This is a genomic window from Leifsonia sp. P73 (assembly GCF_051059105.1).
Taxonomy (GTDB): domain Bacteria; phylum Actinomycetota; class Actinomycetes; order Actinomycetales; family Microbacteriaceae; genus Leifsonia.
This window is the reverse complement of sequence record NZ_CP194931.1, coordinates 1,663,532-1,683,224: the sequence shown is the minus strand read 5'-3', so window position 1 is coordinate 1,683,224 and position 19,693 is coordinate 1,663,532. Positions and strand designations below refer to the sequence as shown.

Sequence of the window (19,693 nt, the reverse complement as noted above, 5' to 3'; positions counted from 1 at the left end):
ATCACCGCCGAGGGCGCGTAAACGCCCCTAAAACCGCGTTTTAGGGGCGTTTACGTGCCCTTCGGCGGAAAGTGGGGGAGGCGGACGGTGACCTCGGCGCCGCCGGTGGGGCGGTCGGCGGCGGTGACGCGCCCGCGATGCCGGTCCACGACCTCCGCGACCAGCGCCAGCCCGAGGCCGTAGTGCCGCTCGTGTCCCGTCGTGGCGCCCTCCGCGCGCGCCGTGGCGAAGCGGTCGAAGGCGCGGTCCTGGAGGCCGAAGCCGGGGCCGTCGTCGGAGACCGCGAGCACGACCTCGTCGCGGTCGGTCGAGACGTCGATCGTCACCCGTGACGCGGCGTGGTCGAGGGCGTTGTCGACCAGCGCGACGATCATCCGCCGCAACGACACGGGAGCGCCGGCGACGACCGCGCCGGGCGTGGCCTGCGTGGTCAGCTCGATGTCGCGCTCGTGCGCGCGCCCTTCGGCCGAGCGGGCGACCACGGCCGCGAGCTCGCCGATGTCGACCCGCTCCGGGTCCGCGTTCTGGCGGGGGTCCGCCGCGGTGAGGAGGTCCTCCACGATCTCGGTCAGCGCCCGGCTGTCGTCCACGATCTCGTCCAGCCCCGAACGCACGTCGTCGTCAGCGGACGCCTCGCCGCCGCCGCGGGAGAGCCGTCGCCGCAGGAGCTGGGCCCGGGTGCTCAGCAGCGTCAGCGGCGTGCGGAGCTCGTGGCCCGCGTCCGCGACGAACCGCCGTTGCAGCGCAAGGGCTTCCGACATCGGGCGCATCGACCGGCGGGCGAGCAGGAGGCCGACCAGGGCGGCGGCGACCGTCGCGATCACGCCGGAGATGATGAGCGCAGTCAGCAGGCGGCCCATCTCCTCCTGCTGCTCGGCCAGGCCGTAGGAGATCTGCACCACCTTGCCGCGCCGCACGTCCGTCTGGGTCAGGTAGGCCCTGCCGTCCGCCACGACGGTCTCGGTGATCGTGCCGCCGTCCTGCGCGACCTCCTGCAGCGCGCGCTCGTCGGGGAGCCCGTCCGGCATGTTCGGAGAGATGTCTCGTCCCTGCGGCAGGAGGACGGTGACCAGGAGGTCGTGCGGCGCGTCGTGCACCGAGTCCACCTGCGACGCGTCCGCCAGCGCCCGCTTCGCCGCCTCGGTCTGGCCGGTGGACACCACGATGTAGACGACGCCGCCGAGCACGACGAACAGCGCCAGGATGATGCCGGCGAACTGCAGGGCCAGCCGTGCCGACGCGGTGCGCAGCTCGCGGAGGTCGGCCTTCATCCGACCCCGCCCAGCCGGTAGCCGACGCCGCGCACGGTCTCGATCAGGGTGCGGCCGAACTTCTTGCGGAGGTGGTGCACGTAGGTGTCGACCACGCCGGGGTCGTCCGCGTCGGCGAAGACCTCGTCCAGCAGCACGGCCCGCGAGAAGACCTGCTCCGGGCGGCGCGCCAGCAGTTCGAGGAGGGAGGCCTCCCGGTCGGAGAGCACCAGGCGCTCGCCGGTGCCGAGCGTGACCGTGCGGCTGCCGACGTCCAGCTGCCCTCCGGGGAAGCGCACGGTCGGGACCTCCGACGACGCCCGGCGGATGAGCGCGCGCACCCGGGCGAGCAGCTCGTCGATGTCGAACGGCTTGGCCAGATAGTCCTCCGCGCCCGCGTTCAGGCCGTCCACCCGGTCGGGGGCGGTGCCGAGCGCCGAGAGGATGAGGATGGGCGTCGTGACACCGTTGCTGCGGAGGCCGCGCAGCACGCCGAGCCCGTCGACCGCGGGGAGGCCACGGTCGAGCACGACGGCGTCGAAGCTCTCGGTGAGGCCGAGGTGGAGGGCGCGCTGCCCGTCACGGGCGAGCACCACGTCGTAGCCGTCGGAGACCAGCAGCGTCTCCAGCATCCCGGCGAGACGGGTGTCGTCCTCGGCGACCAGGACCCGGCGGCGCTCACTCATGCCCGCAGTATAGGAGGGGTCGCCCGCGAGCCCGTCGCCGCTCACCGTGGCCGCCCCGCTCCCGCGAAGGCCAGCTCGCCGAGCCCGAGCAGCCGGCCGGCCGCGTCGACGGCGAGCACGCCGCGCGCGCCGTTGCCCATGGCCCAGCGGATGCCGTCCTCGCCCAGCGCGAACACGGCCGTCGCCAGGAGGTCGGCCGTCGTGAGGTCGGCGGCCAGCACGGTCGCGCTGCGCAGCCCGGTCGCCGCGGCGTCCGTGCGGCCGTCCACGATGTGCGCCCCGCGCTCATAGGCGCCGGAGGTCGCGACGCCGCCGTCCCTGACCTCCAGCACGGCGAGCACCTCCGCCGCGCTCTCCGGGGAGCGCACGCCCACGTTCCACGGCCGGCCCTCGCCCGGGCTGCCGGACACCGCGAGGTCGCCGCCCGCGTTGAGGCAGAAGTCCCGGAGGCCGCCCCGCGAGAGCGAGCGCGCCGCACGGTCGGCCGCCCAGCCCTTCACGACGCCGTCGAGGTCCCAGGTGCCGTCCGGCCGCCGGATGCGGAACGCGCCCCCCGAGGCCTCCGCCATTGTCGAGCCGAGCCCGACGACCTCCGCGAAGTCGTCGCTCACCCCGGACGCGTCGCCGCCGCGGGCGTTCACCCGGCTGAGCTCGCTGTCGGGACGGTACGCGGAGAAGCGCGCGTCGGCCTCCTGCAACACCCGGAACGCGCGCTCGGCGGCCGCCGCCGCGACATTCTCCTCGGCCTCCCGGATGTCGATCGACATCGGGATGCCCATGACCGTCTCGAGGAACCTCATCGCTGGTCGATGGCCGACTGCAGCGACTGGATGTAGCCCTCCGAGGTGTAGGTGGCGCCCGAGATGGTGTCGATCTTCGCCGACTGGGAGGACATCGCCTCCTGTTGCAGCATCGGGATGGCCTGCGAGTTGATCTCCTGGTCGCGGCCGCTCTCGGTCGGGTACTGGATGGCGTCGATCGCGGTGATCTTGGTGCCCTCGAACGTGACCTTTACCTGGACGGGGCCGTAACGGGTGTCCACGGCGGTCCCCGTCACTGTCTTGGTCGCCGGCGGCGCAGCCGCGGGGGCCGACGCCGAGGCGGAGGGCGTCGCCGTCGCGCTGGGCGTGCTGGAGGGAGTCGCCGACGGCGCGGTCGAGGTCGCGTGCACCGACGACGCCGCGGTGGTCTGCTCGCCGACCCCGTACAGCTTCAGGCCGACGGTGGCGCCCATCACCACCAGGATGATGGTGAACAGCACGGTCCCGCGCCAGGACTTGTTGTTCATGACATGCTCAGTTCTTCTCGGTGGATGAAACGCTTGGGCATCCGCAGCTCGCGCAGGGAGGACTCGACCAGCTCAGCCATGCCCTCCGGCCCGCAGATGAACGCCTCCCAATTGTGGAGGTCGGGGATGATCCTGGCCAGGTTGCCGGGGCCGAGCGGGTCGTAGCCGAGCTGGGCTCGGCGGCCGACGAGCGGGATCACCGTGACGCCCTCCATCGCCTGCAGCTCGCCCAGGAGTGCGAGCTGCTCGGGCGAGCTGACCCGGTACAGGACGACCGGGCGGCCGCCGCGGTAGACCAGCTCCTCCGCGAGCGCGCGGATCGGGCCGATGCCCGCGCCGCCGGCGATGAGGAGCAGCTTGCCGCGGCTGGCGCGGTCGGCGGTGAAGTGCCCGAAGGGTCCTTCGGCGAAGACGAGCGTCCCCGGCTTGAGCGCGGTCAGGCGGCTGGAGTGGTCGCCGAGGGTGCCGACGGTGATGCGCAGCCGCCCGTTCGCCGGCACCGCCGACACCGAGTACGGGTGCGCCGTGCCGAGGTGGCCCCAGGCGAAGAAGCGGAACAGCAGGAAGTTGCCCGCGCGGACGCCGAGCCGGTCGACGTGCGGCCCCTCCAGCCAGACGCTGTTGAGGCCGTGGCCCTCCGGCACGACCGCGACGACGCGCATCCGGCCCTTCCAGGCGTCCATCGTCGGCAGGATGAAGCGCCAGGTCAGCACGGCAGAGGCGGTGGCGAGGTAGAGGCCGATCCAGAGGACGCGGTTGACCGGGTTGCCGACGAAGTGCACACCGGCGCTGAGCTGGTGGAGGAAGGTGAGGAAGATCGCGACGTAGGTCGTGAGGTGCAGCCAGTACCAGACCTCGTACGACAGCTTCGTCCGGATCAGGCGCGCGCTGGAGAGCCCGACCGCCAGGAACGCGATGGTCCCGACGAGAGCGGGGAGCATGTCGGGATACGAGTAGTAGACGGTCCAGAACTCGTCCCAGGGCGTGCTCTTGTCGATGACCTCGCTGCCCAGCACGATGAAGACGACGTGCGCGACGATGAGGAAGATGACCGAGGCGCCGAGCGAGCGGTGCCAGGAGACCAGCTTGTCGAGACCGACCGCGTTCTCGAACCACGGCACCCGGGCGATCAGCAGCACCTGGTAGCAGACCAGCAGCGCGCCGACCAGGCCGCTCAGCTCGCCGAGCGAGGTGATCGCGTTGGCGGGCGTGGAGGCGAAGTTCGCGGGGACGCTGAACCACCACATTCCGAGCACGGCGATGACGCTGGCCCCCAGCAGGACGCGCACGGTGAGCGCGCCGCGCCGGTGCCGGGTCGCGGCGCCGCGGCGGGCACGGGGCCGCCGCGCGGGTGCCGTCGTCGCGGCCCAGGACTCTGTCATGCCTCCAACGATGCTGGTCGAATCTTTGTGGATTCTTACGTCGGCTGAGAACGGCCTAAGGATCGGCTATGGAGTGGGGCGCGCCGTGACGGCGATGCCGACGCCGCACGGCGGCCGGGTGCGGCTACGGTTTCCGCATGAGCTTCGCTCTCCTGGCGCTGGTGGTGGCCGTCGGACTGCTCGGCCCGCTGGCGGCCGCGCGCTCGATCTGGCGCGTGCCCGTCGTCGCGGGGGAACTGCTCGGCGGCCTCCTGATCGGCGTCTCCGGATTCCGGCTGGTCGACCCGGCGAACGACGACTTCACACTGCTGGCCTCCATCGGGTTCGGGTTGACCATGGTCGTGGTCGGCTCGCACGTGCCGGTGCGCGACCCGGAGGTTCGCGCTGTGCTCGCCCGCGGCGCGCTCGGCGCGGGGCTGGTCGGTGCGGCCTCCGCGGTGCTGGCCGCGGTGCTCGCGGCCGTGGCACACTCCGGCAACGGCCTCCTCTACGGGGTGCTGCTGGCCTCGTCGTCGGCGGCGCTCGTGCTGCCGATGCTGCAGTCTGTGAACGTGGACAAGCGCTCGGCCGCCCAGCTCGTCGCGCAGATCGCCGTCGCGGACGTCGTGTGCGTCGTCCTCCTGCCGCTGGTCGTCGTGCCGGGGCGGGCGCTGACCGCCGGGATCGGGGTGCTGGTCATCGCCGCGCTCTCCGTCGGGCTGTGGGTGGCGCTGACCCGCTTGGTCCGCTCCGGCCGGCGCCGCGCGCTGCACGCCTACTCGGAGCGTCGCCGGTTCGCGCTGGAGCTGCGGCTCAGCCTGCTGGTGCTGTTCGCCTTCGCGGCCATCGCCCAGTTCGCGCAGCTCTCGATCCTGATCGCCGGCTTCGCGCTCGGGCTGGTGCTGTCGGCGGTGGGCGAGCCGCACCGGCTGGCGCGGCAGCTCTTCGGGATGACGGAGGGCTTCTTCGGGCCGCTCTTCTTCGTCTGGCTCGGCGCCTCGCTCGATCTGCGGGAGCTCGTCGCGCACCCGGCGATGATCCTGCTCGGCGTCGCGCTCGGCGTCGGCGCGGTGCTGGCGCACCTGGCCTCGCGGCTCGCAGGGCTCCCGTGGGCGCAGGCCGTCGCCTCGGCCGGTCAGCTCGGCGTGCCCGTCGCCGCGGTGACGCTCGGCCTCCAGACGCACACGCTGGCGCCGGGGGAGGGCGGGGCGATCCTGCTCGGCGCACTGATCAGCCTGGCGACGTCCGCCTTCTCGGTGGCGGCCGTGGCGCGGCGGGCGGGCGGTGCCGTCCGGGCTACGCCAGCGTCATGAAGAGCTTCTCCAGCTCTTCGACGGTCATCGGGTCGGTGGTGTCGTCCGGGTCGTTCAGGCACTTCTCCATCGCGGTGGCGATGATCTGGAAGCCGGCCTTGTCGAGCGCGCTGGAGACCGCGGCGAGCTGGATCACGACGTCGCGGCACTTCCCGCCGCTCTCGACGGCGGCGATCACGGCGTTCAGCTGACCTTGCGCGCGGCGCAGGCGGTTCAGCACAGGCTTGACGTCGGCGGGCGTGCGGTCCACGGTCAGCTCCGTCCGAACAGGCGGCCGAGGAAGCCGGCGCCGGTCGCGGTCGTGGCCTGCTCGGCGTGGCCGTCGCACCACTGCGCCGCCGGGACGTTCTTGCGCACGTCGGCGACGTGCTGTCCGCAGCCGTTCCAGGTCGTCTTACCGCAGGTGGAGCAGGTGACGGGATAACACATGGGGAGGTCCTCTCTCGGGGTTCGGGATACCCCCGGAGGTATAGTACGATACCGGCGGGGGTATACACAATCCGGCCCCTGACACCCGTACGGAAGAAGGACCATCCCAGTGAGAACGATCATCGTCGGCGGCGTCGCCGGAGGCATGTCGGCCGCGACCCGGCTGCGCCGGCTGGACGAGGCGCGCGACATCGTCGTCTTCGAGCGGGGCCCGTACGTCTCCTACGCGAACTGCGGCCTCCCGTACTACGTCGGCGGGGTGATCCGCGATCGGTCGTCGCTGCTGCTGCAGACGCCGCAGTCGCTGGCCTCCCGGTTCCGGCTGGACGTCCGCACCGGTCACGAGGTGCTCGACGTCGACGCCGCGCGGCGCACGGTCACGGTGCTCGACCTCGCGAGCGGCGAGACGTCCACCGAGCGCTACGACGAGCTGATCCTCGCGGTCGGCGCTTCGGCCCGGGAAGCGGCAGGACGGTCCGGCATCCCGACGCACACGCTGCGCACGGTGGACGACGTGGACGCGATCGGGCGCCTGGTGGACGCTGCGGGCGACAATACGTCGGCGCTGGTCGTCGGCGGCGGGTTCATCGGGATGGAGGCGGTGGAGAACCTGGTGCGGCGCGGCCTCCACGTCACCCTCGTCCAGCGCGGGCCGCACCTCCTGAGCCCGCTCGACCCGGAGATGGTGGCGCCGTTGGAGGCGCAGCTCCGCAGCCACGGCGTCGACGTGCGCACCGGCGTCACGATCGACACGGTCGAGGACGGGGTCGTCCTCCTCGACGACGGCAGCGCGCTGCGCCCGGACTTCCTCGTCGACGCGTCCGGCGTGGTGCCGAGCGTGGACCTCGCGCAGACAGCCGGTGTGGCGCTCGGCCCGACCGGCGGCATCGCGGTCGACGCGCGCAACCGCACCAGCGACCCGCACATCTACGCGGTCGGCGACGGGGTCGAGAAGACCGACGCGCTGTCCGGCGAGGAGGCGCTCGTCACGATGGCCGGGTTGGCCAACCGGCACGGCCGCTCGGTCGCCGACGTGATCGCCGGCCACGACGAGCGCAACACGCCCGCGCTCGGCACCGCCATCGTGAAGGTGTTCGACTCCGTCGCCGCGAAGGTCGGCTGGAGCGAGCGCCAGCTGGTGTCGGCCGGCCGCGAGCACCGCGTCATCCACACCCACCCGGCGTCGCACGCGACCTACTACCCGGGCGCGCAGTCGATGTCGATGAAGCTGCTGGTCGACCCGGCGAGCGACGCGATCCTCGGGGCGCAGATCGTCGGCGGGGAGGGCGTGGACAAGCGGATCGACGTCATCGCGGTGGCGATGGCGGGCGGCATCACCGCGTCCGGGCTTGCGCGCCTGGAGCTCGCGTACGCGCCGCAGTTCGGCTCGGCGAAGGACCCGGTGAACCAGCTCGGCTACGTGGCCGACAACCTCCGCACCGGCACGACCAGCGCCATCCAGTGGCACGAGCTCGACGCGGCGCTGACGGCGGGTGCCACGCTGGTGGACGTCCGCAGCGCGGGCGAGCACGCGGCGGGCGCGATCCCCGGCGCGGTCAACATCCCCGTCGACGAGCTCCGCGACCGGCTCGCCGAGCTGCCGGCCGGACCCATCGTCGTGCACTGCCAGGTGGGGCAGCGCGGGCACACCGCGGCGCGCATCCTCAGCCAGCACGGGTACGGCGTCGTGAACCTCGACGGGGGTATCGCACGTGGGTTGCGGGGGTGGGGTCGCGGGAGCGCGAGGCAGTCGCGGCCTAGAGCTTACAATCGAGTTCGCTGGTTCGAGGGCGCGGGTGTCCGGGGCTAATCGCACGTCCACGTCTCCACCGCGACGAAATCAGGTCGCGCACAACTGATCGGCATGCGCCAATACTCGAGCCCGTAATTGCAGGTGTAGATGCGCGCCTCTGTCCAGTCGGGGGCGAATTTACCCTTGCCGCTCAGGACGCGGTATTTGGAGTCCGCGAACTCGATCTCGAAGCTGAAGTCAGAGTGTCGCTGCCATTTCACGGCCCCCCTGTAGCGTTCCTCATGCGTCACCGTGATGCAGGCTTTGTCCTCGGTCGCCTGAACTCCCTGCGGAATGTTTTCGGCGATCCCGGTGCCGTCAGTCTTGAGAGTCAAGGACATCGGATTTTCGGGTCGCTCTTGCTTGTGAAGCTTCTCGTTGTAGAGGGTTCCTCCCCGCCAGCCGACGGTATCGCCGAACATGCTCGAGCATCCTGCAAGCGACAAGCATGCGACTGCGGCAGCGAGGAGCGGGCCCGTACTACTCCTCATCGAATAGTTTCGCATTCGCGATCTCCTCGTAGTACTCGTCCTTGGTGAGGCCGTTCGGATACTTTCCGTACAGCTCATAGCCGAACGCGACCGCTCGATCATCCAAGTCATCATGGGTCACCCCGACGCTTGCGCCGATGTCCTCGTCGTCCAGATTCGCGCCCTTCAACGCGGTCTCAAGCTCCACACCCCAATGGGCGAGCATCGCGCCGTAATTCAGATTGCCGAAGACGTCCGAACGCACCACCCTCCCCTGGTCGTCATGGAGGTAGAAATAGCCCGACTGGAGAGTGAGGTCGTACTCCTCGGCGAGGTAGCGTTTCATGTCCCATTCCTCGCCGGTGGGAAACTTCTCGAGGAATGTCTGACCGCCTTGAAAGGCGATCAATCCGTTCTCGCTCAGGAGGGCGAAGAAAGCGCCGAAGGCGCCCGAGAAGTCGCCGTCCGCCTTGAGCTTCATCGCCTCCCGGAGCATGGATTCGAACAGTCCGGGATTCCAGCGCGCGAGGGAGTGAAGTCGCTGCGACTCGTCGGAGGCGAGCCACTCCACGAGTTTGTCGTAGCTGAGCCCCGAGGCCGACTTCAGACTGTCGAAGACGATTTCGCCGGCACGAATTCCGAGGGAGGAGTGACCCTGGTTGGAGATCTTCGTCTCGAACAGTCCGCGGATGAGAGTGAGGTTGACGCCGCTCGTGTAGTAGCTGCCATCGGCCTCGACCGCGATCTTGTTGAGTTCGATCGCAGCCTGGGTGGCGAGTTGCATGACCTGCAGACTGTCGGAGAAGTAGTTGGAGACATCGGCGACGAACCACTCGAGTTTCTCGATCTTGTCTCTGTACTGGTCGATCTCGTTCTTGACCTGGACTCTGAGCTTCTTGAGCACCTGGTCCTGATAGACGAGGTTGGCCACGTCCCCCGTGAAGACAGCCTGAAGCTGCGTCAGGAAGCTGCTGTTCTGTTCGAGCTGCTCCTCGATGAGGCGGAGCTGTTCTCGCGCGTCCCGCAACCCCTGTGTGAGGTCGTCATGGTCGAGGTCGCCGAGCTCGGCCACCACCGAGTGCGCGTGCTCGTACGACGCGAACTCGGCCTGGATGTCGTCCACCGCTTCGCTGAGCTTCGCGATCCCGGGAAGGATAAGGTCGCTGAAGAGGCCGCGTCCTGCTGTATAGGCTGCCCCCTGAAGCACCCCGGCGTCGAGCTGAGCGATCAGATGCCGTGACCCGGACGCAAGGCGATCGATGATCGCGTTCGCGGTCGTGACGTTGTTGCGCATCGCGCTGATGAGATTGCTGGAGTCAGCGACGCCGAACCTCACTCCCACGGCAGGTCGTTCCTCTGGCGGATCAGGCGCTCTCGCTCATCGTCGAGTGACCGCCGAGCCTGCGAACTGGTCCACTCGAGCTCCGCGACGGAATCCGCGACATAGCGATCGACCTGGAACAGCAGCAGTTGCTGGGCCTCGAGTTCGCGTTGCGCGCCGCTGCTGCCGGACTGCATGGACTCGTGGAGCGACGACTCCCGTCGCCGGCCCACCGACCGGAATTCTTCGTGAAACCGCTCCAGTGACCGCTGATACTCGTTCCGTACTCCGGCGACCTCGTCTTCCCGCCGTTCGACCTCCGCGATCCGAGCGGTGAGCTCGCATCGATCGTTCATGCTCCTGTCGACGCTCATTGTGCGCTCTCCCACCGTTCGGCATCCGCGACATCGCGCTTCTCGATGCTGCTTGCCAGTTCCGGGAACTTGTTCGCCTGTCCCAACACGGCGGCGCAGAACGCGCGGACGGTCTGGAACATCTGGTTGGTCACATCGCGGCCGGCGCTCATCCCGGGGACCTCCCTGGTGAAACCGAACGTGACCTGCTGATCGGCGTACCCGGAGGTGTCGATGCCCACCAACTCGTTCACGGCGGCGTCGGCGGCGGCGGTGCTCGAACTGAGCGTTCCCGAAGTCATAAACTCACTCACCAATTTCGTCAGGTTTTACACGTCGTAAAATATCGACGTGATATTTGAGCCTAGCAGGCGGCCTAGGCAATGGATAGCCGATCGTCAGGTTCTGCCCATGTGACGTAAGAATCCGTCAAGAATTCGCCGGGATGGTGGGGGTATCGACCCGGACGAAGGAGGGACGGATGGCGACCTGGACACGAGGCAAGCGGATCGTCGGTGTGCTCACCGGCGTGATCGGCGTGACGAGCGTCGGCGCGGCCGCGGCCGTCGGCACAGTGCTGTTCGACAGCACGCCGACCAAGCACACGGCGGCGGCAGCCCAGCCGGCGCGCACTCCGGCGGCCACGCCGACGGCGACGCCCACCCCCACCGCGGCTCCGGCCGCACCGGCTCCGACCGCGGCCCCCGCTCCGACCGCGGCCCCCGCTCCGGTTCCGGCCGCACCGGCTCCCGCTCCCGCCGCTCCGGCTCCCGCCCCGGCCCCGGTCCAGCCGAGCCAGGGCGGCACCTCCAGCGGCACCTCGTCAGGCTCCTGATGCGAAGGCCGACGGAGGGGAGCGACGATGACTGAGCTGCTGTGGGCCTTCGGCCGGGCGTCCGGCCTCATCGCGCTGCTGCTGTTCACGCTGACGCTGGTGCTCGGCATCGTCACGCGCTCCGGGCGCCCGCTGCCGGGGATGCCGCGGTTCTCGGTGTCGCTGATCCACCGCAACGTGTCGCTGCTCGCGTGCGTCTTCCTCGTGCTCCACGTCGGAACTCTGCTCTTCGACTCGTACGCCAAGCTCTCGGTGCTCGACATCGTGGTGCCGTTCGCCGGGTCGTTCAAGCCGTTCTGGCAGGGCCTCGGGACGGTCGCGTTCGACCTCGTCGTCGCGATCACGATCACCGGCCTGCTCCGCCGGCGCATCGGCCAGCGCGCTTTCCGCTTCGTGCACTGGTTCACCTACGCGATGTGGCCGATCGCCGTCCTGCACGGCATCGGAAACGGGACGAACGGCACCAGCGGCTGGTTCCTGCTCGTGACCGCCGGGTGCACCCTCCTGGTCGCCGCGGCTGTGGTCTGGCGGCTGTCGGCCCGGTTCGTGGAGCACTCGCACACGCGGCGCCTCGCCGCGGGACTCGCCCCCTCCCGAGGGAAAGACGACGCATGACGATGACGATGGACCCCACGACCTCCGGAGCGTCGTCGCGCGCTGTCGACGCCGGCCGGCTCTTCTCCGCCGGGCACCGGGCCACGCTCGACGCGCACCTGCGCGCCTACGGCGAGCTGCCGCAGCGGAACCCCGACGCGATGCTCGCCGAGCTCCAGGCCGCGGGGCTCACCGGGCGCGGGGGCGCGGCCTTCCCGGTCTGGCGCAAACTGTCCGCCGCCCTCGACGCAGGCGGACGCCGCCGCGGCCGGGCGCCGATCCTCATCGCCAACGGCACGGAAGGCGAGCCGCTCAGCTCCAAGGACGCCGTCCTGCTGCGCAACGCGCCCCACCTCGTGATCGACGGGATGCTCGCCGCCGGGCGCACGATCGGCGCACGCAACGTGCTCATCGTGGCAGAGGGAGACGCACTCCGGGCGGTCGAGCGCGCGATCGGCGAGCGCCGGGACGCGCGCGGGATCGAGGTCGTGAAGGGCGCGGGAGGCTTCGTCTCCGGCGAGGCGAGCGCCCTGGTCAACCTGATCGAGAACGACGACGCGCGGCCCGTCGATCGCACGAAGCGCCTGACGACCGCGGGTCTCCGCGGCCGGCCGACCGTCGTTCAGAACGTGGAGACGCTGGCACACCTCGCGCTGATCGCCCGCCACGGTGCCCGCTGGTTCCGGTCGGTGGGCGACCCGGTCGACCCGGGCACGCGGCTGGTGACGGTCACCGGCGACGTGCCGACGCAGGGCGTCTACGAGATCCGCACCGACGCCACCGTGCGCGAGACCCTGGCCGCTCTAGGGCTCGACTTCGGGACGGTGTCCGCCGCGCTGATCGGCGGTTACCAGGGAGCGTGGGTACCGGCGCGGGCCTTCGACCTTCCGCTGACCGCCCTCGACCTCGCCCCGTTCGACGCGTCGCCGGGTGCCGGGATCATCCACGTGCTGGGCGACCACCGCTGCCCGCTCGATGTGACCGCCGGGATCGTGAAGTACCTCGCCGGGGAGTCCGCCGGCCAGTGCGGCCCGTGCATGTTCGGCCTGCCGACGATGGCCGACCGGTTCGCGGCCGTCGCCTCCGGGCAGGCCGTCGCCGAGAACGCCGCGGACCTCGCCCGGCTCGCGGGCCTCGTCGTCGGCCGCGGCTCCTGCCACCACCCGGACGGGACCGCCCGGCTGGTGCGGAGCGCGCTCACGGTCTTCGACCACGACGTCCGGTCGCACGCCCACGGCCGCTGCGTCCGGAGCGCACGATGACCTCCCACGCCCTCCACATCGACTGGACGAAGTGCGACGGCCGGGGACTCTGCGCCGAGATCCTCGACCGCGCCATCGCCCGGGACGACTGGGGTTACCCGGTCTCACTGCGCGGCGCGGAGGGCTCGCGCTCGGACGTGCCGCTGCGCGCCGACGAGCTCGACGCGGCGGACGATGCCGTGGCACTCTGCCCGGTGCTCGCGCTCACGCGGGTCGCCCGGTAGTAGTCCCGCCAGATGACCCGGTGCAGCGGGATCCAGCGCGGGAACGTGCGCAGGCCGGGGATGAACGGCAGCAGGGCCAGCAGGAGCGTCAGCGCGCCCATGATCAGCACGATCACGAGATCGGCGTTCGCGAGCGACGCGAACGGCTGCACCTGGTAGAAGAGCGAGAACAGCCACAGCCAGGCCTGGCCCGGAGTGTTCCCGGTCTCGTTCATCATCCCCCACTGATCCCCGGTGAGGTGCTGGGCCGCCGCGAGGTTCTGGAAGTACTGGCCGTCGCCGAGGAACAGGATCGCCGGCGTGTGGTTCAGCGGGTAGAAGCCGCCTTGACTCGCGAGCGCGCCGTCGAGCGCACCGCTGCGCGCCATCCCGGTGAGCGCCGTGATGAGCGCGGGGACGGGTCCCTCTGCGCTGGAGGCCTTCGGGAGGGCGGTCCCCTTGTCGGCGGCCAGAGCCTTCGCGTAGGCGGCCGTCCACTTCGCCTGCTGCGCGGGCGACGCGCTCGTCCAGCGTGCCACCGCGGCCGGGACGGCCGGAAGCGTCTTCAACGGGCCGATCACGTATGCCGTCGCGGTGTCGACCGGGAGACGCACGCCCGACAGGCTCTGCAGGTCGAGCGGCCCGAGGGTCTGCGTCGCGCCCTGGGTGTCGTTGTACGGCGGCCCGTACTGGGCGGTGTCGCTCGTCCCGCCGAGCTCGGCTGTCGCGGTCGACGCGAAGTCGACGGGGTCCGCCGCCGACCAGGAGGCGAAGGTGACGCCCGGTTCGTCCGGCGACCCGAACACCGCGGCGAGTCCGAGCGTCACGGCGCCGACGACGACGAAGCCGATCGTGACCTCCTTGAAGAGGTCGTAGTCGCGGACGCGTCCGTGCCACGGCCGGCCGGCGATGTCGTCGTGGCGCCGCCAGGTCATGCTCGGTGTGCGCTTCATCGCGGCCCCTCCGATTCGTTGTAGGCGTGGACGACCTGGTCGTCCTCCTCGGTCGCGTCGATCGGCGGCACGACGCCGTGCACGCGCACGAGGAGGACGTGCAGCACGACGATCGCGCCGACGCCGATGGGCAGCAGCACGATGTGCCACGTGAACATCTGACCGAGGTCGGCCACGTTGAACCAGGCGCCGATCCCGACCGCGTTGAGGGCGTCCTTGCCCTCGAAGGCGATCCACTGCGAGTCGAAGTTCGTCTGCAGCAGGTAGCCGGTGAACGCGGCCGCGATCGACACGGCGAAGGCGATCACGCCCGTGATCCAGGTGAGCACCCGTCCGCCGCGCCAGGCGGCCATCCAGTACTTGCCCCACAGGTGCACGACCATCAGCAGGAAGAACAGCTCGACGCTCCACAGGTGCACGCTGTTCGTGAAGTGCCCGAGGCTGGAGACGTGGTACCAGGCCGGCCCGTTGAGGCTGAGCACCAGGCCGGACAGGATCACGACGGCGAACGCGGCGAGCGACGCCATCCCGAACACGTAGATCCAGGAGGAGACGTAGCTCGGCTGGTCCTGCGGCAGCAGCTTCTGCGGCGGGAGGCGCCTCAGGAGCCAGCGGCGGACGCGTCCGGTCCAGGTGTAGACCTCCTCGTCCTGGCCGCCCGGCGCGTGCGGCCCGCTCATCGCCGGCGCCTCGCCTTCGGGAACGGCAGCAGAAGCGCCAGCGCGAACAGGACGAGCATGACGACGATGACGATGAGATTGCCGAGCTGGATGGTGAACGCGCCCCAGCCGAGGTAGATCCCCGGCGCGCTTGCGACGATGTCCACGGTGCCTCCTTCGGTCGAGGCCAGCGTGATCCTCGCCGGGGGCGGCGGGCGGGCCGAAGGTCCCGCGGTTCGGTGTCGACGTCGCCGCTCAGGGGCGAGCGCGTCGATCGCCGCCTGATTCGTCCCGTACAGCGTGCGGTCTCCGATCAGGCCGAAGTGCTCCAGCCGCAGTTCCAGGTCGGGGCGCACGCGCGAATAGTGCAGCAGGATCCCGCGCTCGCTCAACCAGTCCTGGACGGAGTGGAACCGCTCGGCTGCCGTGACGTCGATGTCGGTGACCGCCTCAAGGTCGAGCACGATGTGTTCGAGGCGGTCGGGGCCCGCCTCGGCCACGGCGGTCTTCACCGCCTCCTCGAAGACCCCCGCGTTGGCGAAGAACAACGGCGCCGCGAACCGCAGCACGATCAGGCCCGGGGCTGTCTGGGTGACTTCGTCCTCCACCGGCAGCAGCGAGTGCTCGGGGGAGTCCGTCGTGCTCAGCACGTCGATCGCCGGGTTCGCCGCCCGGCGGGCGAGGTTGATGAGGGCGAGGACCACGGCGATCACAATGCCCGCGACCGGGCCGATCAGCAGCGCGGCGACGAAGCAGGAGACCGCGATCGCGAGCTCGAACCGGGACTGCCGCCAGAGCGAGACGAACTCCCGGACGTCGAGCAGCGGGAGCACTGCGACCGCGACGATGGCGCCGATCACCGGCGACGGGATGTGCTCCAGGAGAGCCGTGCCGAATACGACCAGCAGCAGGGTGCCCGCCGCCGTCACCAGCGCGGGGAGCTGGGTGCGCGAGCCGGCGTGGTCCATGGCCGCAGTGCGGGAGGTCGATGACCCGATCGTGAACCCGCCGGTGAGGCCGGACGCGATGTTGGCAGCGCCGAATGCCAGCAGATCGCGATCCGGGTTCACCCGGTAGCCGCGGCGCTCGCCGAAGGCCCGGGAGACGAGCAGTCCCTCGCTCATCGCGACCATCGTCAGCGACAGCGCGGAGGGCACGAGCGCGAGCCATTGCGACCAGCCGATGGCGGGCCAGGAGACCGTCGGCGCGCCGCGCTCCACCGGCCCCAGCGTGCGGACTCCCAGGCTCTCCATCCCGGTGAACGCCACCAACGAGGTCGAGGCCACGAGCACGATGAGCGCCCAGGGCACGAGCGGCGCGAATCGGCGACCGACGGCGAGCACGGCCAGCGATCCGGCCGCGATGGCGACGGCCCATCCGTTCGCTTCGCCCAGCCCGGCGAGGAGTTCGGCCGCGCGCGTGAGGAATCCGGCGCTGCTGGTGATCCGCACCCCGAGCATCGTCGCGATCTCGCTGACCAGGATGTCGAGAGCGAGCCCGCTCACGAAACCGATGAGGATCGGCTTGGAGAGGAAGTCCGCGAGGAAGCCGAGGTTGAACACGGCGCAGAGCACGAAGACGGCGCCGCCGATGATGGCCTGAGCGAAGGCCAGCGCGAGATAGTCGCCCGACCCGGCGAGCGCCATCCCGCCCAGTGACGACGCGACCAACGCGGACGCCGCGGCGTCGGGCGAGGCGACGAGCTGGCGCGACGAGACGATGAGGGCGTAGACCACCGCCGGGACGATCAGCGTGTACAGCCCCGTCGCCGGAGGGAGCCCCGCGATCTGGGCGTAGCCGAGGTTCACCGGGACCGAGATCGCCAGCAGCGTCACTCCGGCCAGCAACTCGCGCGGCAGCGTGCGCAGGGTCAGACCGGCGAGGACGCGCCCGCGGAGGAGGCGGGGGATGGACAGCATGCGTCAGCCCGCCCGTTCAGGTCTTGTGAGTCGCTCAGGTCTCCTGCGTGTGCCCCTCCTGCTCCGGCTCGCCGGTGACCTCCAGGATCGCGACCTCCTCCAGCTCCTCCCTGCCGTGGCGGCGGTCCACCCCGAACAGGTAGACGGCGTCGAGGACGCCGAGCGTGTTGGTGAGCAGCAACGTGACGAACCACGGCTTGCTGCCGTTCCTGGCGGCGCGCCAGAGCGACGCGCCCTTCCAGGCGAGGCTCCAGGCGACGACCGCGACGACGAGGACGCGGCCCGCGGGCGGCACGTCGTGCATCCCCATGCGGGGCGCTTCGTAGTGGTTTCTCATGCGGCCATCAGACCGCGCGCGCCCGCGGCACGGCAAGGGTCGAAGGTCCTGGTCCGCGGCGCGCGGGCGGGGCAGGCTCGACAGCGAAGCCGACCATGTGAGGAGTCCCCATGCCCACCTCGATGACCCGCGACGAGATCGATGAGCTCCTGAAGACCGCCCTGATCGGCAGGCTCGGGATGATCGCCGACGGCCAGCCGTACGTCGTCCCGATCTCCTTCGCCTACCGTGACGGCGCCGTCTACTGCCACAGCGCACAGGGCAGGAAGGTGCAGGCGCTGCGGACCCAGCCGGAGGTCTGCTTCGAGGTCGACGAGCTCGACCACATCGACAGATGGCGCAGCGTGATCGCGTGGGGCCGCTTCGAGCAGCTCCTCGGCGGGGATGCCAGGGAGGCGATGGGGCTCCTGGTCGATCGCTTCCGGCCCCTGGTGCCGGCGACTGCAGAAGGCCATCAAGGGGCCGAGCTCGGGATGATGCGGACACTCGACATTCCGCGGCTGGCGGAGGCGCGGGAGCAGGTCGGGCAGCCTTCCGCCGCCGCTGTGGTCTTCCGGGTGAACCTGCACACGCTGACCGGCCGGATGGAGGGGGAGTGGTGACGGTGGCGATCGACGGGCGCACGGTGGTGGGGTTCGACGGCTCGCCGTCGGCGTGGCGGGCGCTCGACTGGGCGACCGATCGCGTCGCCCGCCGCGGGGGCGCGCTGGAGGTGGTGCACGCGATCGACACGCGCCTCGGCGGCGCAGTCTTCGGTCCGCGGTTCGACCTCGAGACGACGGTCGAGACCGGGCTCGCTCAGGCGCGGAGCCACGTCCGCACGCTCGCCCCCGGCCTCGCCGTGGAGGTCCGCTGGGTGGAGGGGCCGCCGGCGGGCGCGCTCCTCGCGGAGGCTGCAGGCGCCGCTCTCCTGGTGGTGGGCACCGACAAAGGGCCGCTGAACAGCGGTGCGCGTATCGGCACCCTCCCGCTGACACTCGCAGCGAAGGCCGACTGCGTCGTCGCCGTGATCCCGGCATCGCCGCGACCCGAGCGGAACGTCGTGGTGGTCGGCGTCGACCGCTCCGCCTTCGCACGCTCCGCGCTGGCTCTCGCCGTGACGGAGGCGAGCTGGTCGGGTGCGGAGGTCGAGGCGGTCCACGCGTGGGACGTGCCGGAGGCTCTGCACGCCGCCCTCGACTCCGGCGAGCACGCCGATCCCGCGTTCCTGGAGCGCGAGCGGGCCGTGATCCCGGAGGCGGTCGCCGACGTCCCGATCGCGCGGGCGGCGCCGATCACCGACATCGTGCTCCGCAGGAATCCCGCGGAGGCGCTGATCGAGCGCGGGGCGGGCGCCGTCGCCATCGTCGTCGGGACGCGCGGCCGCGGGCGCTTCGTCTCCTCCCTGCTCGGCTCGGTCAGCCACGACGTGCTGCAGAACCTCCCGTGCCCGGTGCTCGTCACACCGAAGGAGTACTCCTTCGTCGTGCCGAGCGGGCCGGACGACCGGGATACGTGGTGAGGACGGCCTGAGCTACTGCCGCGGCGGATCGCTCGCCGCGACCGGCTGCGCCTCCTGCGGAGCCGCCGGCACGGGCGGCGCCGCAGGAGTCAGGGCGTCGACCTTCCAGGGCCGCTGCCGGTACAGCTCCAGCAGCTCCGCGCCGAGCCCGAAGAACACCATCGCCAGCCACACCAGGATGTTGAGCACCGGGATCTGCAGCCCGACGATCAGGATCAGGCCGCCCACGAACGACTGCAGGACCGGGTGCGGGGACGTGCGGAGCACGACGCGCCCGAGGTAATGGGCGCCGACCAGGAACGTCGCGAGCGTCAGCACGATCCAGACCAGCAGGCCGGCGAGTGCGAGCGGCGCGCCCGCGATCGTGACGAGCAGGAGCAGCAGCCCGATCGGCACGACGACGGCGGCGACGAATCCGACCAGCAGCGCCCGCCACGGCGACGGCAGAAGCCGGTCGGTGACGCGCACCAGCGTCCGGGGGACGAGCAGGCCGGCGGCGACGGTGAGCAGGCTGAGTGCGACCAGGGCGTAGACCAGCCCCAGGAACCATCCCAGCACCGCGGCCCACGGCGAGATCTGCGGCGCGGAGGACTGCTGGGTCTGGACGTGCTCCACGCTGCCGGCGACCGCGCCGTCGGCGATGCGCGCCGTCGTGGCGCTGGCGTAGGTCACGTCGCCGCCGACGGTCCCGTCGATCCGGAGGTCGGTGACGCTGACCAGCAGGTCCCTGCCGACGTCGCCCGCGACGCGGATCGAGGTGGCTGTCGCGACGATGTCGTTCTGCACAGAACCGCCGGTGGCGACCAGGAGGTCGGAGGCGAAGATCGTGCCGCTGCGCGCGACCTGGCCGGTGATCGTGACATCCTGCCCGGCGAGGCGGACGTTGCCGTCGACGCGGCCGCTGATCGTGATGGTCTGCGCCGCCGCGATCACATCGCCGGTGACGTCGCCGCTGACGGTGACGCTCTGCCCGGCGGCGTAGACGTCTCCGTTCACCGGGCCGGACACGTCGACGGCGACACCGCTGTAGAAGTGCGGTCCGCCGGAGCCGTCGGTCTGCGCCGGCGTGGCAGCGGCCGAGGCGCCGAGCGTCAGGATGAGCGCGCCGCCCAGGGCCGCCGCGCCGGCGAGCCGGAGGAAGTGCGTGGTTCGAGTGTTCATGTCGGA

Annotated in this window: 23 protein-coding genes; 8 read left to right on the top strand and 15 right to left on the bottom strand. The window is 70.9% G+C overall.

The window, feature by feature from the left end; translation table 11 throughout:
• Nucleotides 1-50 precede the first annotated feature (50 nt).
• The 5 genes from ACQ86L_RS08570 to ACQ86L_RS08550 are packed head-to-tail and all read right to left on the bottom strand — an operon-like array spanning nt 51 to nt 4,606.
• Complete coding sequence (locus ACQ86L_RS08570) at nt 51-1,271, bottom strand: sensor histidine kinase (protein WP_434318503.1); 1,221 nt, start codon at nt 1,269-1,271, stop codon at nt 51-53.
• Entirely contained in the window at nt 1,268-1,936 is a 669-nt protein-coding gene (locus ACQ86L_RS08565) for a response regulator transcription factor (protein WP_434318502.1), read from the bottom strand. Before ACQ86L_RS08565 ends, ACQ86L_RS08570 begins: the two co-directional genes overlap by 4 nt.
• A 41-nt stretch (nt 1,937-1,977) precedes the next feature.
• On the bottom strand, nt 1,978-2,736 hold the full coding sequence (locus tag ACQ86L_RS08560; protein ID WP_434318501.1) for an FAD:protein FMN transferase: 759 nt from the start codon (nt 2,734-2,736) through the stop codon (nt 1,978-1,980).
• Nucleotides 2,733-3,224 (bottom strand): FMN-binding protein, encoded by a 492-nt coding sequence (locus ACQ86L_RS08555; protein ID WP_434318500.1) that lies wholly within the window; start codon nt 3,222-3,224, stop codon nt 2,733-2,735. The genes ACQ86L_RS08560 and ACQ86L_RS08555 overlap by 4 nt, the downstream gene beginning before the upstream one ends.
• Nucleotides 3,221-4,606: a ferredoxin reductase family protein gene (locus ACQ86L_RS08550; RefSeq protein WP_434318499.1), complete on the bottom strand. Its 1,386-nt coding sequence runs from the start codon at nt 4,604-4,606 to the stop codon at nt 3,221-3,223. The genes ACQ86L_RS08555 and ACQ86L_RS08550 overlap by 4 nt, the downstream gene beginning before the upstream one ends.
• 137 nt (nt 4,607-4,743) lie before the next feature.
• Here ACQ86L_RS08550 and ACQ86L_RS08545 point away from each other — a divergent pair, with 137 nt between their 5' ends.
• Nucleotides 4,744-5,898: a cation:proton antiporter gene (locus ACQ86L_RS08545; RefSeq protein ID WP_434318498.1), complete on the top strand. Its 1,155-nt coding sequence runs from the start codon at nt 4,744-4,746 to the stop codon at nt 5,896-5,898.
• On the opposite strand, the gene ACQ86L_RS08540 is transcribed toward ACQ86L_RS08545, so the two are convergent.
• Together ACQ86L_RS08540 and ACQ86L_RS08535 are read right to left on the bottom strand one after the other, a co-directional pair.
• Nucleotides 5,882-6,148, bottom strand: a complete 267-nt coding sequence (locus ACQ86L_RS08540) for a metal-sensitive transcriptional regulator (RefSeq protein WP_434318497.1) — start codon at nt 6,146-6,148, stop codon at nt 5,882-5,884. The two genes, ACQ86L_RS08545 and ACQ86L_RS08540, sit on opposite strands and share 17 nt — an antisense overlap.
• A gap of 2 nt (nt 6,149-6,150) precedes the next feature.
• The gene (locus tag ACQ86L_RS08535) at nt 6,151-6,327 is read right to left on the bottom strand and encodes a hypothetical protein (protein WP_434318496.1); all 177 of its coding nucleotides are present in this window, start codon (nt 6,325-6,327) and stop codon (nt 6,151-6,153) included.
• A gap of 109 nt (nt 6,328-6,436) precedes the next feature.
• On the opposite strand from ACQ86L_RS08535, the gene ACQ86L_RS08530 reads away from it, so the two are divergent.
• Nucleotides 6,437-8,137, top strand: a complete 1,701-nt coding sequence (locus tag ACQ86L_RS08530) for an FAD-dependent oxidoreductase (RefSeq protein ID WP_434318495.1) — start codon at nt 6,437-6,439, stop codon at nt 8,135-8,137.
• Here ACQ86L_RS08530 and ACQ86L_RS08525 read toward each other — a convergent pair.
• From ACQ86L_RS08525 to ACQ86L_RS08510, 4 genes are read right to left on the bottom strand one after another with little or no spacing between them, the layout of a single operon-like run.
• Nucleotides 8,134-8,541, bottom strand: coding sequence for a hypothetical protein (locus tag ACQ86L_RS08525; protein WP_434318494.1), 408 nt, complete (start codon nt 8,539-8,541; stop codon nt 8,134-8,136). The genes ACQ86L_RS08530 and ACQ86L_RS08525 overlap by 4 nt on opposite strands.
• 58 nt (nt 8,542-8,599) lie before the next feature.
• Nucleotides 8,600-9,883, bottom strand: a complete 1,284-nt coding sequence (locus tag ACQ86L_RS08520) for a polymorphic toxin type 44 domain-containing protein (RefSeq protein WP_434318493.1) — start codon at nt 9,881-9,883, stop codon at nt 8,600-8,602.
• Nucleotides 9,884-9,921: 38 nt separating this feature from the next.
• Entirely contained in the window at nt 9,922-10,284 is a 363-nt protein-coding gene (locus ACQ86L_RS08515) for a hypothetical protein (RefSeq protein ID WP_434318492.1), read from the bottom strand.
• Nucleotides 10,281-10,565, bottom strand: a complete 285-nt coding sequence (locus ACQ86L_RS08510; protein WP_434318491.1) for a hypothetical protein — start codon at nt 10,563-10,565, stop codon at nt 10,281-10,283. The genes ACQ86L_RS08515 and ACQ86L_RS08510 overlap by 4 nt, the downstream gene beginning before the upstream one ends.
• Before the next feature lie 179 nt (nt 10,566-10,744).
• Between ACQ86L_RS08510 and ACQ86L_RS08505 the strand changes: the two genes are divergently transcribed.
• From ACQ86L_RS08505 to ACQ86L_RS08490, 4 genes are read left to right on the top strand one after another with little or no spacing between them, the layout of a single operon-like run.
• The gene (locus ACQ86L_RS08505) at nt 10,745-11,098 is read left to right on the top strand and encodes a hypothetical protein (protein WP_434318490.1); all 354 of its coding nucleotides are present in this window, start codon (nt 10,745-10,747) and stop codon (nt 11,096-11,098) included.
• A gap of 27 nt (nt 11,099-11,125) precedes the next feature.
• Nucleotides 11,126-11,713 carry a ferric reductase-like transmembrane domain-containing protein gene (locus ACQ86L_RS08500; protein WP_434318489.1) on the top strand — a complete coding sequence of 196 codons (588 nt, stop codon included), beginning with the start codon at nt 11,126-11,128 and terminating at the stop codon, nt 11,711-11,713.
• Nucleotides 11,710-12,954 (top strand): NADH-ubiquinone oxidoreductase-F iron-sulfur binding region domain-containing protein, encoded by a 1,245-nt coding sequence (locus ACQ86L_RS08495; protein WP_434318488.1) that lies wholly within the window; start codon nt 11,710-11,712, stop codon nt 12,952-12,954. The genes ACQ86L_RS08500 and ACQ86L_RS08495 overlap by 4 nt, the downstream gene beginning before the upstream one ends.
• Nucleotides 12,951-13,178, top strand: a complete 228-nt coding sequence (locus tag ACQ86L_RS08490) for a ferredoxin (RefSeq protein WP_434318487.1) — start codon at nt 12,951-12,953, stop codon at nt 13,176-13,178. Before ACQ86L_RS08495 ends, ACQ86L_RS08490 begins: the two co-directional genes overlap by 4 nt.
• Before the next feature lie 928 nt (nt 13,179-14,106).
• Here ACQ86L_RS08490 and ACQ86L_RS08485 read toward each other — a convergent pair.
• Genes ACQ86L_RS08485 through ACQ86L_RS08475 form a run of 3 tightly spaced genes read right to left on the bottom strand, consistent with a single transcriptional unit; the run spans nt 14,107 to nt 17,025 of the window.
• Nucleotides 14,107-14,790, bottom strand: a complete 684-nt coding sequence (locus ACQ86L_RS08485) for a cytochrome b N-terminal domain-containing protein (protein ID WP_434318486.1) — start codon at nt 14,788-14,790, stop codon at nt 14,107-14,109.
• Complete coding sequence (locus ACQ86L_RS08480; RefSeq protein WP_434318485.1) at nt 14,787-16,688, bottom strand: SulP family inorganic anion transporter; 1,902 nt, start codon at nt 16,686-16,688, stop codon at nt 14,787-14,789. Before ACQ86L_RS08480 ends, ACQ86L_RS08485 begins: the two co-directional genes overlap by 4 nt.
• A gap of 34 nt (nt 16,689-16,722) precedes the next feature.
• Nucleotides 16,723-17,025 carry a DUF5652 family protein gene (locus ACQ86L_RS08475; protein ID WP_434318484.1) on the bottom strand — a complete coding sequence of 101 codons (303 nt, stop codon included), beginning with the start codon at nt 17,023-17,025 and terminating at the stop codon, nt 16,723-16,725.
• Between the two features lie 110 nt (nt 17,026-17,135).
• Between ACQ86L_RS08475 and ACQ86L_RS08470 the strand changes: the two genes are divergently transcribed.
• Nucleotides 17,136-17,627 carry a pyridoxamine 5'-phosphate oxidase family protein gene (locus tag ACQ86L_RS08470; protein ID WP_434318483.1) on the top strand — a complete coding sequence of 164 codons (492 nt, stop codon included), beginning with the start codon at nt 17,136-17,138 and terminating at the stop codon, nt 17,625-17,627.
• On the top strand, nt 17,624-18,526 hold the full coding sequence (locus ACQ86L_RS08465) for a universal stress protein (RefSeq protein ID WP_434318482.1): 903 nt from the start codon (nt 17,624-17,626) through the stop codon (nt 18,524-18,526). The genes ACQ86L_RS08470 and ACQ86L_RS08465 overlap by 4 nt, the downstream gene beginning before the upstream one ends.
• A 12-nt stretch (nt 18,527-18,538) precedes the next feature.
• On the opposite strand, the gene ACQ86L_RS08460 is transcribed toward ACQ86L_RS08465, so the two are convergent.
• A complete protein-coding gene (locus tag ACQ86L_RS08460) occupies nt 18,539-19,687 on the bottom strand; it encodes a hypothetical protein (RefSeq protein WP_434318481.1) in 1,149 nt (382 codons plus the stop codon).
• Nucleotides 19,688-19,693 lie beyond the last annotated feature (6 nt).

Coding starts and splice junctions, on each gene's coding strand:
- ACQ86L_RS08570 (WP_434318503.1), bottom strand. CDS start 1,271: ATGAAGGCCGACCTCCGCGAGCTGCGCACCGCGTCGGCACGGCTGGCC.
- ACQ86L_RS08565 (WP_434318502.1), bottom strand. CDS start 1,936: ATGAGTGAGCGCCGCCGGGTCCTGGTCGCCGAGGACGACACCCGTCTC.
- ACQ86L_RS08560 (WP_434318501.1), bottom strand. CDS start 2,736: ATGAGGTTCCTCGAGACGGTCATGGGCATCCCGATGTCGATCGACATC.
- ACQ86L_RS08555 (WP_434318500.1), bottom strand. CDS start 3,224: ATGAACAACAAGTCCTGGCGCGGGACCGTGCTGTTCACCATCATCCTG.
- ACQ86L_RS08550 (WP_434318499.1), bottom strand. CDS start 4,606: ATGACAGAGTCCTGGGCCGCGACGACGGCACCCGCGCGGCGGCCCCGT.
- ACQ86L_RS08545 (WP_434318498.1), top strand. CDS start 4,744: ATGAGCTTCGCTCTCCTGGCGCTGGTGGTGGCCGTCGGACTGCTCGGC.
- ACQ86L_RS08535 (WP_434318496.1), bottom strand. CDS start 6,327: ATGTGTTATCCCGTCACCTGCTCCACCTGCGGTAAGACGACCTGGAAC.
- ACQ86L_RS08525 (WP_434318494.1), bottom strand. CDS start 8,541: ATGTTCGGCGATACCGTCGGCTGGCGGGGAGGAACCCTCTACAACGAG.
- ACQ86L_RS08520 (WP_434318493.1), bottom strand. CDS start 9,883: ATGCGCAACAACGTCACGACCGCGAACGCGATCATCGATCGCCTTGCG.
- ACQ86L_RS08515 (WP_434318492.1), bottom strand. CDS start 10,284: ATGAGCGTCGACAGGAGCATGAACGATCGATGCGAGCTCACCGCTCGG.
- ACQ86L_RS08510 (WP_434318491.1), bottom strand. CDS start 10,565: ATGACTTCGGGAACGCTCAGTTCGAGCACCGCCGCCGCCGACGCCGCC.
- ACQ86L_RS08505 (WP_434318490.1), top strand. CDS start 10,745: ATGGCGACCTGGACACGAGGCAAGCGGATCGTCGGTGTGCTCACCGGC.
- ACQ86L_RS08500 (WP_434318489.1), top strand. CDS start 11,126: ATGACTGAGCTGCTGTGGGCCTTCGGCCGGGCGTCCGGCCTCATCGCG.
- ACQ86L_RS08495 (WP_434318488.1), top strand. CDS start 11,710: ATGACGATGACGATGGACCCCACGACCTCCGGAGCGTCGTCGCGCGCT.
- ACQ86L_RS08490 (WP_434318487.1), top strand. CDS start 12,951: ATGACCTCCCACGCCCTCCACATCGACTGGACGAAGTGCGACGGCCGG.
- ACQ86L_RS08485 (WP_434318486.1), bottom strand. CDS start 14,790: ATGAGCGGGCCGCACGCGCCGGGCGGCCAGGACGAGGAGGTCTACACC.
- ACQ86L_RS08480 (WP_434318485.1), bottom strand. CDS start 16,688: ATGCTGTCCATCCCCCGCCTCCTCCGCGGGCGCGTCCTCGCCGGTCTG.
- ACQ86L_RS08475 (WP_434318484.1), bottom strand. CDS start 17,025: ATGAGAAACCACTACGAAGCGCCCCGCATGGGGATGCACGACGTGCCG.
- ACQ86L_RS08470 (WP_434318483.1), top strand. CDS start 17,136: ATGCCCACCTCGATGACCCGCGACGAGATCGATGAGCTCCTGAAGACC.
- ACQ86L_RS08460 (WP_434318481.1), bottom strand. CDS start 19,687: ATGAACACTCGAACCACGCACTTCCTCCGGCTCGCCGGCGCGGCGGCC.